This window comes from Niallia sp. M35 (genome assembly GCF_050971705.1).
In the GTDB taxonomy this organism is placed as follows: Bacteria; Bacillota; Bacilli; order Bacillales; family Cytobacillaceae; genus Niallia; species Niallia circulans_A.
Window position 1 is genome coordinate 157,606 of sequence record NZ_JBPCEP010000011.1, and the last position, 13,149, is coordinate 170,754.

Sequence of the window (13,149 nt, forward strand, 5' to 3'; positions counted from 1 at the left end):
TTAACTCCTTACTATGGTTTTTAATTTTTTTTGAACTCCTAATCGAGTATGAATATTTACGGAGAATTTTTGGAAGTTGGATTTTGGATTTTTCTTTAAAAGTCGAATAAGTTGTAATATTCCCGGTCTGTCAGATGTACCAATCATTATAGACCATCCTATGTATAATAATTTTCGGATCGGATTTGACATATATTCAGATAAGATCAAAGTTTCATTAAATACCCCTTGTAAATACGCTTCCTTATTAAATTCCCCTCTCTGATCGAGATCAAATCGCGGAGCTGGATAATGATCCACTGCTGCTTCCGGGTCATATACCAGCCTCCATCCCCGCTTTCTTACACTTAAACTAAATGCCATATCATTATGTATTTGTGCTCCCTGCCCTAATAATCTTTCATCAAAAGATAATCCAGCAATTGCCTTACGGCGAAAGCTCATGTTTGCTCCTTTTAAAACATCTACATCACGAGCTTCTCCATACCCTAGATGGTGATTTCCAATGACACGACCAAACCATTGTACTTTTCCAACAGGATCTTTCCTTTCCACTTCTTTGTGGTTGCCGTGAACTACCCAGTCACGCCCACCGACCCCGCCAATTTGCTCAGAACTTTTAAATATATCGATTATCTTTTGAAGCCAGTGAGTATGCGGCACTGTATCATCATCTAATATACAAATGAATTCTCCTGCAGCCTGCTGCAGCCCTTCGTTTAATGCGGCAACTTGACCTGGTCGAGTTACGATTGCTTGTTTAATAGAAATAATAGATTGATAGTCTTTTAGAAAGCTTGCAGTTTGGTTATCTGTATCACGAACTACCACTATTACTTCATCAGGTTTATGAAGTTGTCTGCATAATCCCTCTAAACATCTTTTTAAATCATTTGTCCGCTTATAGGTCGGGATAATTACCGACGTTTCCATTTCTTCATCCCTCCACTCAAAACGCATCCTTTGATCCAAATAGGACAAAAAAGGTTTTAATGATTAACTTAAAATCAATAAATAGGTTTCTTTCTCTTATATATTTAAGATCAAGCTCTACCCATTCACTAAAACTAAGACTGCTTCTTCCACCAACTTGCCAATAGCAGGTGATGCCTGGAACTACCTTTAATCTTTGTCTTTCATATGATGAATAGGCAGCAACTTCTTGGGGAAGGGAAGGCCTTGGTCCTACTAAACTCATTTCTCCTTTTAAAACATTTATTAACTGTGGAAGTTCATCGATACTAGTCTTGCGGATAAATTTGCCGATTCTTGTTACTCTTGGATCGTCCTTTATTTTAAATACAGGACCAGTAGCCTCATTTTTATCCATTAACGAGGCTTTAAGGTCTTCTGCATTGGATACCATAGAACGGAACTTATACATCTCAAAGGGTTTTCCGTCTTTTCCAATTCTCGTCTGTTTAAAAAAGACTGATCCCTGTTTGTCCTCGAGCTTTATTAATAATCCAATAATGAAAAATAATACCGAAAGTATAAGCAGCCCTATGATGGCACAGAGAATGTCGAAGACCCTTTTGAAAAGAAGATAAGCTTTCTGCTCTTTGATCAGCACTACTTCTGTCCTTACATTTAATTCTCTTACTAATGATTTTTCTCCTAACGACAACTACTTTCACCAGCTTTCTTGTTAACTGCTAATTAATATGTTCTAGTTACAATAAATATTATTTATCTAGTAACAATGATAATAATATTTATTTCTCTTTAAAAAAACTTAACGAAGAAAACGAACTTGTTTCCTTCGTTAAAATTTCTTAAATAAGGCATTTAACCTCCCCTCACATCACACTTTTGCAGACTAGCGCTAAGGTAGAGCCTTTATTCTACCCACAGCGTGACCGAGTGCCTCTATTGATATTGGTTAAGAGACATCACCAAAAAACCATAACATTCTTAATAAAGAACGAATCTTCAAAAATATATAGCCTTATAAAGGTCTATATTGTAAGATCATAAAAGATTTAATTTAAAATACTTTATTTACATTAAAATCAAATCGTTCTTTTTGAAGAACGATTGACTAATCGTCATTATAACAATGTATCTAATAGAAGGAAATAGCACTTTTTGTCGAATGGAGTTTATTTATAAAAAACGCTTAAGTTAAGCAGTTTTCTTTTCAGCTCTAGTTTATTCTCACTTTTTTACGCTGCCTTTTACTCACACGCTCATCATTAAGCACTGCACCTAAAAAAATCGCTTTAGAATTCGAAAGCATATCCCGTGTAAATTCAACGGTTTCTATATTGTTTTTATTGCTGCGCACAACCATTAATACCCCGTCTGATATATTCGATAGTAATAAAGAATCAGCGACAGATACTAGTGATGGCGTATCAAATATAACCATATCGTACTGGTGGGATACGTTACTTACTAACACCTCCATTGCAGGTGAACCGAGTAATTCTGATGGGTTAGGAGGCACAGGTCCACTCGTTAACAGGTCAAGATGGTCAATAGGTGTTTCTATTACACATTCTTCTAGCCTATCCCTGTTTACTAGTATAGTGCTTAAACCAATTTCATTATTTTCTTCAAATGATGTGTGTAATGTTGGATGACGAAAATTGGAGTCTACAAGAAGAACTCTTTTTCCTACCTCTGCAAAGGCAATTGCTAGATTAGCAGAAAAGGTAGATTTTCCTTCTGATTCTTCTCCTGATACAATTGCTAAGGTTTTAATCTGATTTTCATTAATAGCTAACTGAATGCTAGCACGTATTGCATGGTATTGTTCTCTGATTGGCGATTTGGGTTTTAGGTGGGATAATAGATTACTTACCCTTTCTAATTTAGATTTCCGTTTCGGTAGTGGTGACATTTAACGATCTCCTTTCTGCTTTTAAGGATTCCATAAGTGATTGAGGGATTCTGTCTTTTTCAGAAATAGCAGATAGCGTTCCAACTACCTTTATATTTAATTTTTCTAAATCTGATTTTGATCTTACGGTCGTATCCAAAAAGGCAAATAATAAGACTAATCCCACTCCCATAATCCCCCCTAAAGCAACCGCAATTGCTATATTAACAGTTATACTAGGGCTGATTGGCTTTTCATTTACTATTGCTTCATTCATTATTTGCACATTATTAACCTTCATTAGGGATGGCAATTTTTCTAAAAAAGTAGTAATAGTAGTATTGGTAATTTTTGCAGCTCGTTCTGGATTAGTGTCTGTAGTTGTTACATTTAAAACTTGTGTAGAATCTTGTTTAGCAACTTGGATTTGACTACTTAATTGCTCTGCCGTTATTGGTAATTGGAGCTTTTCAACCACATCATTTAAGATGACTGGATTTCTGATAATAACAATATATGTATCGATTAAATCCATATTGGATCTTACATCCAGTTCACTGACATCAACGACTTTTTCAATATTCTTATTAACCAAAAGCTGTGAGCTGCTTTGATAGAGTGGCGTTATTTTATAATTAGTATATAAGCCGCTTACAATGCCAGCTCCAATGGATACCATCATAATAAGTAACATTCTTTTTTTCAAAATAGCTAAAATCTCTTTAACCGACTTTATTCCTTCCAAATAGAATACCTCCCAGATTATTCGTGCTTTATAAAATTACACTCATTGAATATTCGTTCTTTATAGAGAACCTATGTCCATTATACATCTTTTCTTTCTATTTGCCATAGTAATTTTTAGTGATTTATAATTTTTTTACTTTAATGTAAGTACATACATTATTCTGTTATATATATTTGTTAAAAAACTAGATAATAAAAGAGATTTTTTTAAGTCAATTTCTTCATGAAAAAGAGTTAAAAATACTTTTCTCATATTACAGTTTATTTACCATTGATTGAATTGATAAGAGTCCGGGTATTCCTATGCTATAATGATGGGCGAGGTGAATTTTTTAATGGGTAATTTGCAAGTGTGGTCACAATCAGAGCGATTTATAACTGCTTTTCAGCGGTTTAACTGGATTGATTTAGGTATCGCTTTGTTAATCTTTTTAGTTTTCTTAGGTTTTAGAAAGCTATTTACTAAGTACATTTATAAATTAATCTTAGCATTGGTAAAAAAATTACCTGTAGATATTGTTTCAAAAATTTTCTTAGCATATGAAAGGCCCCTACGCTGGTTCTGGGTCATACTTGGAACTTATTTGGCTTTAACTTACTTACCATTCCCGATTACAACCTTTAACTTTGTTCAACAAGTTTTTAGATCGTTTATAATCGCTTTAATTGGCTGGGGAATTTTTAATTACTTTTCCGATCAATCGAATCCGTTTGAACGAATGATTTCGCGAACAAAATTAGATGCTGATAGTATGCTTATTCCATTCTTAGGAAGAGTTTTCCGCATGCTTGTCGTTATCTTTACGGCTGTGAGTATTCTAGATACATGGCATATTCAAATTGGCGCCTTTGTCGCTGGTCTCGGAGTTGCAGGTCTTGCCTTCTCCTTAGCTGCACAGGACACGGTTGCTAACTTCTTTGGCGGGGTTGTCATTATTACCGAAAAGCCGTTTGCAAAGGGAGATTGGATTCAGACACCTTCAGTAGAAGGAACTGTTGAGGATATTTCCTTCCGAAGTACGCAAATTCGGACATTTGCGGATACAATCGTGACAGTTCCAAACTCGAAGCTTTCCAATGAAGCTATTACAAACTGGTCGAAGATGTCAAAACGACGAATTGATTATGAACTAGCCATTTCCTATCGTACACCAAATGAAAAGCTCAAAACAGCATTAAAGGAAATTGAAGCTATGCTTCATGCACATCCAGGTGTACATCCTGATACGATAATGGTTCGATTTACCGATTTCCGCGATTATTCATTAGGAGTCTTTGTCTACTTTTTTACGAAGACAACTATTTGGGCTGAATACTTAGCGGTGAAAGAAGATACAAATTTACAGATACTTAGCATTCTAGAGAAACATGGAATTGAAATTGCCTTGCCTAGTCAGCAGATTTACTTGCCGGAGAAAGAGGATGGGAAGAAATTGATGACTGGGGAGTAAGTATTAGAGGACAGCTTTAAGTGTATTTTGCACTTAAAGCTGTTTTTCTATTCGGTTTATAAATGGAAGAACTTATCAAGCCCAAAAACAGCATAATCACTCTTAATTTTACAAACAATACCTTCTAACTAGGGGGTGTCACAATGTTATGGAATAGTGCCAAGAAAATCATCTGGCTGTTATTTGCGAGCACGATTTTATCAAGTATATTGAGTACGTCCTTGATCATCATAAGCATGAAAATTTATAAGGATGTAATAAGTTTAAGAAGAAAATTAAGCAACACAGGTGACAATGGAATTAGATTTCAAAAGTATCGACAGCCATAGAACTTAAATTGCTTTTACTTTTTATAGACACACCAAAAAAAGCGTCTAGAAAAGCTACCTTTTCAGACGTTTTTTCGTTATTCAGCCTCTCGCAAACGAAAAAGACGCTAAAAACATTAAAATATACGCTAGTAAACTTCCACCTATAAAAAACACTAGCCCCGGTATATATTGAAACAACAAATAGACAGCGATAATTCCAACTAGCATGGCCATCGTTTGGAGAGGGCGTGCAAAGGAAAGAATAATGGCGTGTTTGACATATTGAACTAGCGAAAAATCATAATGGACATATACAGGGAAAATATATAATAAGACCACACAAAACCAAAACAGTAAGGATAAAAATATCAGACTAATAATTCCATAACCTGGATTCATTTCTGTCTGAAAAAACCTCAAATCAAAATAGAGAAAAAACCCTATTAGGGATAAGGCATAGCCTAATATATTGGCTCTTTTAAAATCCGATTTATAGTAACGCCAAAATGTCGCTATAATTGGAAGGTCTTTATCTCCCATAATCCATTTTCTCACAACCGAAAACAAAGCGATAGTGGCTGGGAATAAGCCGAATATCCCCCCTCCAAGTATGATTCCGCCAACCCAAAGCGCATTTACATACATTAATTTTGCGACTATCTGACTCCCATGGTACACTCGAGCAAAAAGTCCATCCATCTTTTCCTCTCCCTTTTTGAGCACATATTCCGATTTCTTTTCCTCTTAACATCTACAGAAAATGCCACAGCTTAAGGAATAGTCGCTAAAGATAAATCCTTGAGCTAACTATTCCTATTAGGCTAGCTTATTTCAGCGCTTAACTATTTTAATTAGCTTGGTAACGGTCATGAGCTGCTTTTTCTACTTCTAAATATTGATCTTGCCCCATTTGTTTTACTTGCTCTACATATTGATCCCATTCGCTAAAGTCTTTATCTCCTGCAATGAATGCAGCTTCTGTTTCATTGATAAATGTTTCTAAATCAGTTCCTGTAGCTAGCTTGAATTTCAACTCATCATCCGTGTAGTTAAAACCATTCCAGATTTCTTTTGGAGCATCTGGCTGTACTTTATCTCCAACAGCTACAGAGCTTGGTAAAGCTTCTGATCCACCAAAATACTTTTCTTGTACATACCCAGGATAACTTCCTCCCATCCAGGTAACATACGGTGTTAGAGCTTGGTCAAAAGTTAATCCATCTGGGTTATTGGTAATTTTTTCAGTGAATTGAGGTTTCCCATCGCCATTTTTTTCATACGTTTCTCCTTCTACTCCCATAAATTGCAATGTTGCCCCTTCTTCCCCGAAGAAATAATCAATCCAACGAATAGTCGCTTGCGGATTCTTATTTTTATCTGTTATCGCAAATGCTCCAACATGTACAAGAGGTGATTTCACATGACTGTATAATGTATCACCATGAGGTCCCTTTAATCCGCCTAAACCAATGTAGTCTTTCTGATTAGTGAAGACTGTCTCTGGATTCGGAACGATCGCTGTTCCTAAAATTCCTTGCGAGCCTTTCGCATTCAATTTATTGTCATCCATCGTATAAATCTCTCCGTCAATCAGTCCTTCTTTATTCAATTTATGAATAAATTCGAGCACTTCTTTAAAACGGTCGTCTGTGCGGAAAAATCTTAATTCATTTGTTTCTGGATCCACATCGACAAATTTATGACCTAATCCTCTTGTGCCAACACCCCAAGAGCCTTTAATCGAGTCCATAATTTGGGCAATACTTGTCGCACTTAATGGAATCTCATCCTTTTTGCCATTTCCATTAAAATCTGTTTCCTTTACAGCCTTTAAATACTGATAAAATTCATCAATCGTTTTCGGCTCATCCATCCCTAATTTTTCTAACCATTCTCCTTTTATCCAAATTGGTTTACCAATAAGCATCGGCAAAAATTCCGGGCTATAGTAAGAAGGGAGTGAATAAATATTTCCGTCCGGCATCGTTAAACCTTTCTTTATATCTGGATGCTTGTCCATGGCAGCCTTAATATTTGGTGCATATTCTTCAATCAAGTCATTTAGCGGCATAAAAATTCCTTGCTTGCCGTATTTATAGAGATCTGCTGATGGAATCCGCGAAGAATAGAAGACATCTGGATACTCACCACTTGCAAGAGCAAGGTTTCGCTTCTCTGTTAGCGTTGCAAAAGGCACCTCATTAAAGGTCACATTCACGCCAGACTTTTCCTGATATTTTTTAAACACCAATGTTTCTTCATAGTCATCAAGATTCGGTTCATATTTTCCTGTGAAAAATGTTAAATCGATCGGTTCTTTGACAATTGGAAATCCTTCTTTATTCACATTGTCAACAGACTCTGTCGTCACTTTATTCTCCTTTTTATCAGAAGATGCGCTCTTTTGACACCCTGCTAGCAAGGAAGCACTCATTACTAAAGCTGTTGTCACCGTAATAAATTTCCTTCTTTTGAACTTAACCATTTTTTCTCCTCCTCATTTATCCCTTTATTGAACCAATCATGACACCTTTTACAAAATATTTTTGCAGAAATGGATAAAGCACTAACATAGGCAAACTTGCTACAATAACTACTGCGTATTTAAGTCCTTCAATTTGCATTAAATGCTCTGAAATGGCATTGTCACTTGCACTCGACATGCCAGACATATCCTCTTGAATCAGCATTTGTCTTAAATAAAGCTGCAATGGAAATTTGCTTTCATCATTTAAATAAATAAGGGAATCAAAGTAGGCATTCCAGTGCCCCACTCCATAAAACAATGTCATTACGGCGATAATGGGCATTGATAACGGCATGACAATCTTCAGCAGAAAGGATATATTTCCACATCCATCAATGGATGCTGCCTCATGCAGTTCATTTGGGATACTTTGAAAAAATGTCCTCATAATAATCACGTTATAAACCGAAACGGCGCCAGGTAAAACAATTGCCCAAATTGTATCCAGCATTCCTAAATCCTTCACTAATAAGTAGGTAGGAATCATGCCCCCGCTGAAAAACATTGTAATCATAATAAAAACAGTAATCATATTTCGTCCGTAAAAATCTTTCCGTGATAAAGGGTAAGCAATCATAACGGAAAACAATAAATTAATAAATGTTCCAAACACTGTGTAGATAATAGTATTTCGATAGCCGATTAAGATTTTTTCATTTTGAAATACCTTCACATACAAATCTACTGTCAGCTCTTTCGGGAATAGCCAAATATCCCCTAAAACCGTACGTGCTGGATTACTAAATGATGCACTTAACACGTAAATTAATGGATAAATCATTAGACAGGCAATTATTGCTAAAAGGGTATAATTTACCACCACAAACACTTTGTCTCGAACACTTTCTCTTTTTAACATGAAGGATTTTCCCTCCCAAACACTGTACTTACCATAAGCTGACCTTGTTTACCTTCCGAGCCGTATAATTCACCAGTAATAAAATAATCAAATTAACAAAGGATTCAAATAAACCAATTGCCGTAGAGTAGCTATAATCAGCTCCCAATATACCTGTCCGATAAATATGGGTCGAGATTACGTCTGATGCACTCATATTTAAAGAGTTCTGCATTAAAAAGACCTTTTCAAATCCTACACCAAGAATGCTCCCGCATTGTAAAATCAACATAATGATGATAGTTGGCTTGATGCTCGGAAGATTGATATGCCATATCCGCTGCAATCTGCTTGCGCCATCTATTTTGGCTGCCTCTTGTAATTGTGGATCAATCGCTGACAGAGCTGCCAAATAAATGATCGAACTCCACCCCATATTCTGCCAAACTCCAGAAAATACAAAGATTGTTTTAAACCATGCAGGTTCTGCCATAAAGTAAATCGGCTCTCCACCTAAAATGACGATTAGCTGGTTGATAATGCCTGTTTGTGGAGATAAGAATAAATAAAGAATTCCTACTACTACCACGACAGACAAAAAATGGGGCGCGTATGTAATTGTCTGGATAAAAGATTTAAAGTACTTATTCTTTACTTCATTAATCATGAGGGCAAGAATAATCGGAATTGGAAATCCTACCGCTAATTCATATAAACCAATTAATAGCGTGTTCGAGAGTAATCGTTCAAAATAAAAACTCTGAAAAAAACGCTCAAAGTGTTCCAATCCAACCCATGGACTATTGAAAATACCATCGACTGCAATAAAATCCTTAAACGCAATTTGCAAACCATACATTGGGATGTATTTAAAAATAATAAAGTATGCAATTATCGGGATTATCAATAAATAAAGATCCCAATTTTTTCTTATTTTCCTTACTATTTTCTTTTTCTCACTTTTCCTTTCTATCTTCATCTGTGCTGCTTTTTCTATAGCGGACGAGCTATCCACACCCCTCACCTACCTTCCATCTTTCAGCTTGATTAAGCGCATTATGTAAATAGCTATTTTAAGAATAAGCAGGCAGCCAATCACCATGTGCTTCGATTAATTCATCACATAATTGCACGATTTCATCAATGGACAGTTCAGAAGCTGTATGGGGATCTAACAATGCTGCCTGGTAGATATACTCTTTCTTTTTCGTGATGGCAGCTTCAATTGTTAGTAGTTGTGTATTAATATTTGTGCGATTTAGTGCAGCTAATTGCTCTGGCAGATCTCCTACATAGGTCGGGATAATCCCGCTTGCATCCACCAAACAAGGAACCTCTACACATGCCTTTTCTGGCAAGTTACTAATCAATCTACCTGTATTCAGCACATTTCCGCCTATTTTAATAGAGTTGTCTGTTTCCATTGCTTCGATGATATAGGAACCATATTCATGGGTGCGTTTATGAGTGACATGTTTATTTCCAACTAACTCCGCTTTTCGTTTTTCCCATCCTTCTATTTGTTTTTCACAGCGGCGTAAATACTCATCTAGCGGGATATGGTAATAGTCTATTAGTTCAGGATAATTCTTCTTTATAAAGTATGGATGATATTCGGCGTTATGTTCCGATGACTCCGTAACGTAATAGCCAAATCTCTCCATCAATTCAAAACGCACCTTATCCGAATGAAGGACCTTCTGCTTCTCCCTTGCCCTTTCTTTAATTTCTGGATATAAATCTTTGCCGTGCTGTGTTATTTCAAGCAACCAAGCCATATGATTTATCCCCGCAATCTTCCATTGGACATTCTCCTTAGCCATTCCCAATGCATCTAATAAACGATCGGCACATACCTGCACACTATGACACAATCCAACGGTTTTAATAGCGGTGTTCCTTAACATCGCCCCTGTTAACACAGCCATAGGATTCGTATAGTTCAACAGCCAAGCGTCAGGGCACACCTCCTCCATATCTTTTGCAAAATCAAACATAACTGGTATGGTTCTTAAGCTGCGAAAGATGCCTCCTATTCCAACCGTATCTCCAATCGTTTGCCGCAGTCCATATTTCTTCGGAATATCAAAATCAATAACTGTGCTTGGCCGATATCCCCCTACTTGAATGGCATTAATAACATACTTAGCTCCTCTTAAAGCTTCTTTTCTATCTGTGTATAAATGTATCGCTATATTTGCATCTAAATTTTCCTTTAATTGATGCAACATCATAAATGAATCATTCAATCTCTCTAAATCAATATCAAAGAGTGCAAACTCAAATCCCTGCAATGCCTCTACCTGCATACAATCTCCTAGTAGATTTTTGGCGAATATCGTACTCCCTGCTCCTAAAAAAGTGATTTTCGACATATCTTCCTCCTTATTTCGTTAGTGCTAAAGGGAAATAGTACAAATCTTGCTATACAAAAAATTTACAAATTATCCACTTTTCAGACAACATTCCCTTGTTATACTCATCTTAAAATGCGACAGAAAGACTTACAATGGTAAGATATTTTGAAAGGGTGGTAAAATGTTGCTGTCAAATAATCCATTAACTACTTATCGCACTTACTTTTTTCGTTTTCCTGAAAAGCAACAACAACGAATAGCAGGTATTTATACGTTAGGATGGGAGAAAAGGAATAGTGCTTCCTATTATTGGGATGGGCTTAAACGATCAGAGAAGGGGAAGATTATTTTTCAATATACATTGCAAGGAGAAGGAGAAATCATCATCCAAGATCAGAAAGTTCGCTTAAAGCCCGGATACGCTTTTTTCGTCAATATCCCTAGTGATCATACCTATTATCTTCCAAAGGATAGTCAAGAGTGGGAGTTTATTCATATCACTTTATATGGGGAAGAAGTGTGGAGAAGCTATCATGAAATAGTGAAAGAGCATGGAAATATTCTTCGTTTGGACGATAACGCCTATCCAAATCAGCTTATTTTTAAGCTTTTTGATAAAGCGGTTCATGAAGAAATTAAAGATGCCTTTGAATCTTCTTCCCTTGCCTATACATTCATCATGGAGCTTAAACGCTATCTTATGCATACAAGCCATTCCAATAAAACCATACCAGAATCGATATCCAATGCCGTGCGTTACATTCAACATAATTATGCAAATCCAATCATTTTAGATGATATTGTCGAAGCCTCCGGACTTAGCAAATATCATTTTTCCAGACTTTTTCAGTCCATTATGCAAATCACCCCTATGAATTTCCTAACAAGAATCCGGTTAAATAAAGCCATTGAATTAATGAAACAACAGGACTTAACCATTGAAGAAATTGCCTTACGAGTCGGTTACTCCAATGGAAACTATTTCACCAAAGTGTTCCGCTCCATCATCGGCGTGTCTCCTGGAAAGTATCGAAACAGCGAGAATTTCGTGCCCTTTGATGAGGTTATTGGACCGAGTTCTCTTTTTGCTTATAAGGAGGGGACTAAGATTCTATGCTGAACAAACCTATTCTACCTTAGCATGTTGTCGATATTATCCATGGGGGATAATTAGAAAGTTATGATTTTATTCCACTACAAGGCATCGTTTAAAATAACGATGCCTTGTAGTGGGTCTATGAAAAGTATGATAATGCCCATAGAAAGCTAAGAAACGTGGAGAAAAGAAAGATTTCTTCTCTTAAAATAGTAGTTATCGCGGCATAGTACTGAAATGCTGGTTGGATCGATCGAAAAACAGAAATAGGGCGTGGAAATAGTCTTCTGCCTGTCTAAAATCAAACCACACCACTGTATAAATGTTAAGATGTGCATGGCTAATTATTTGACGTATATTTATTGCTTCCAGGAAGTTTTTTAATATTATTCCAAGCTTCAATTGCTTCCTCACGACTCTTCTCTTGATTATTAATGTCGGCAAAAAAATCACGAATAAATTGATTGTATTCAAATTGAGGAGCGATTATTTTCTTGTATGATGGGTCCTTCTTTCGTTCTTCTTCTTTATACCAAGCGTCTACTGCATCCCGATATGTTTTTCCAATGTTGTTTTTAAAATAATTTTGGATATACGTAGAAAAATGAAAATTAGGAATAACTGTCTTGAAGAAGGCTCTTACATTTTGACTACAACGATGATTTTCCGAAATGATTGTATCAAGACTTAAATCGGCCTGTATCTCTGACTTACTATTTATCTTTACCTTTCTAATCGGCTTCTTTATCTCTCCTGTTCGAAGAAATGTTTCAATTCTATCGGAAATCTCTATTTTTGAACCTGAAACACTTATTCCAATTTCCCTGCAAAAAGATTGTAATTCCTCTTTTAACCAATAAAAATCTTTAAAACTATCTATACTGATATCTTTCGTAAGATTTGGTCTCATATTTTCCCCTCCCCATTTTTCATACTCCTAATCTTAGATTAAGCATTTGGATATTCCTTGTAAATAGTGTAAAAATTATTATTAATCT

General features: G+C 36.0%; 13 protein-coding genes. 3 read left to right on the top strand and 10 right to left on the bottom strand.

Annotation, left to right across the window (positions count from 1 at the left end):
* The 4 genes from NiCM35_RS16770 to NiCM35_RS16785 all read right to left on the bottom strand — a co-directional run bounded on the left by NiCM35_RS16770 (position 1) and on the right by NiCM35_RS16785 (position 3,569).
* Entirely contained in the window at positions 1 to 933 is a 933-nt protein-coding gene (locus NiCM35_RS16770; RefSeq protein ID WP_123258444.1) for a glycosyltransferase family 2 protein, read from the bottom strand.
* A 16-nt stretch (positions 934 to 949) separates the two neighbouring features.
* Complete coding sequence (locus NiCM35_RS16775; protein WP_235850330.1) at positions 950 to 1,573, bottom strand: sugar transferase; 624 nt, start codon at positions 1,571 to 1,573, stop codon at positions 950 to 952.
* 573 nt (positions 1,574 to 2,146) lie between these two features.
* Entirely contained in the window at positions 2,147 to 2,845 is a 699-nt protein-coding gene (locus NiCM35_RS16780; RefSeq protein ID WP_123258445.1) for a CpsD/CapB family tyrosine-protein kinase, read from the bottom strand.
* Positions 2,817 to 3,569, bottom strand: coding sequence for a YveK family protein (locus NiCM35_RS16785; RefSeq protein ID WP_095332616.1), 753 nt, complete (start codon positions 3,567 to 3,569; stop codon positions 2,817 to 2,819). Before NiCM35_RS16785 ends, NiCM35_RS16780 begins: the two co-directional genes overlap by 29 nt.
* A 337-nt stretch (positions 3,570 to 3,906) precedes the next feature.
* Here NiCM35_RS16785 and NiCM35_RS16790 point away from each other — a divergent pair, with 337 nt between their 5' ends.
* Both NiCM35_RS16790 and NiCM35_RS16795 read left to right on the top strand, forming a co-directional pair.
* Complete coding sequence (locus NiCM35_RS16790; RefSeq protein ID WP_433780199.1) at positions 3,907 to 5,022, top strand: mechanosensitive ion channel family protein; 1,116 nt, start codon at positions 3,907 to 3,909, stop codon at positions 5,020 to 5,022.
* Positions 5,023 to 5,165: 143 nt separating this feature from the next.
* Positions 5,166 to 5,351: a hypothetical protein gene (locus tag NiCM35_RS16795; RefSeq protein ID WP_095332612.1), complete on the top strand. Its 186-nt coding sequence runs from the start codon at positions 5,166 to 5,168 to the stop codon at positions 5,349 to 5,351.
* 81 nt (positions 5,352 to 5,432) lie between these two features.
* Here the strand turns inward: NiCM35_RS16795 and NiCM35_RS16800 are convergent, their stop codons facing one another.
* The 5 genes from NiCM35_RS16800 to NiCM35_RS16820 all read right to left on the bottom strand — a co-directional run bounded on the left by NiCM35_RS16800 (position 5,433) and on the right by NiCM35_RS16820 (position 11,073).
* Positions 5,433 to 6,032 (bottom strand): YesL family protein, encoded by a 600-nt coding sequence (locus NiCM35_RS16800; RefSeq protein WP_095332610.1) that lies wholly within the window; start codon positions 6,030 to 6,032, stop codon positions 5,433 to 5,435.
* A 148-nt stretch (positions 6,033 to 6,180) separates the two neighbouring features.
* Positions 6,181 to 7,818 carry an extracellular solute-binding protein gene (locus NiCM35_RS16805; protein WP_095332608.1) on the bottom strand — a complete coding sequence of 546 codons (1,638 nt, stop codon included), beginning with the start codon at positions 7,816 to 7,818 and terminating at the stop codon, positions 6,181 to 6,183.
* A 16-nt stretch (positions 7,819 to 7,834) separates the two neighbouring features.
* Positions 7,835 to 8,719 (bottom strand): carbohydrate ABC transporter permease, encoded by an 885-nt coding sequence (locus tag NiCM35_RS16810; protein WP_123258448.1) that lies wholly within the window; start codon positions 8,717 to 8,719, stop codon positions 7,835 to 7,837.
* A 28-nt stretch (positions 8,720 to 8,747) separates the two neighbouring features.
* Entirely contained in the window at positions 8,748 to 9,677 is a 930-nt protein-coding gene (locus NiCM35_RS16815; RefSeq protein WP_095332695.1) for an ABC transporter permease, read from the bottom strand.
* Between the two features lie 94 nt (positions 9,678 to 9,771).
* A complete protein-coding gene (locus NiCM35_RS16820; RefSeq protein WP_433780202.1) occupies positions 9,772 to 11,073 on the bottom strand; it encodes an alpha-glucosidase/alpha-galactosidase in 1,302 nt (433 codons plus the stop codon).
* A gap of 163 nt (positions 11,074 to 11,236) precedes the next feature.
* On the opposite strand from NiCM35_RS16820, the gene NiCM35_RS16825 reads away from it, so the two are divergent.
* Positions 11,237 to 12,175 carry an AraC family transcriptional regulator gene (locus NiCM35_RS16825; RefSeq protein WP_123260340.1) on the top strand — a complete coding sequence of 313 codons (939 nt, stop codon included), beginning with the start codon at positions 11,237 to 11,239 and terminating at the stop codon, positions 12,173 to 12,175.
* Between the two features lie 316 nt (positions 12,176 to 12,491).
* Here NiCM35_RS16825 and NiCM35_RS16830 read toward each other — a convergent pair whose 3' ends face one another.
* A complete protein-coding gene (locus NiCM35_RS16830; protein WP_163186353.1) occupies positions 12,492 to 13,061 on the bottom strand; it encodes a DUF6434 domain-containing protein in 570 nt (189 codons plus the stop codon).
* Between the last annotated feature and the right edge of the window lie 88 nt (positions 13,062 to 13,149).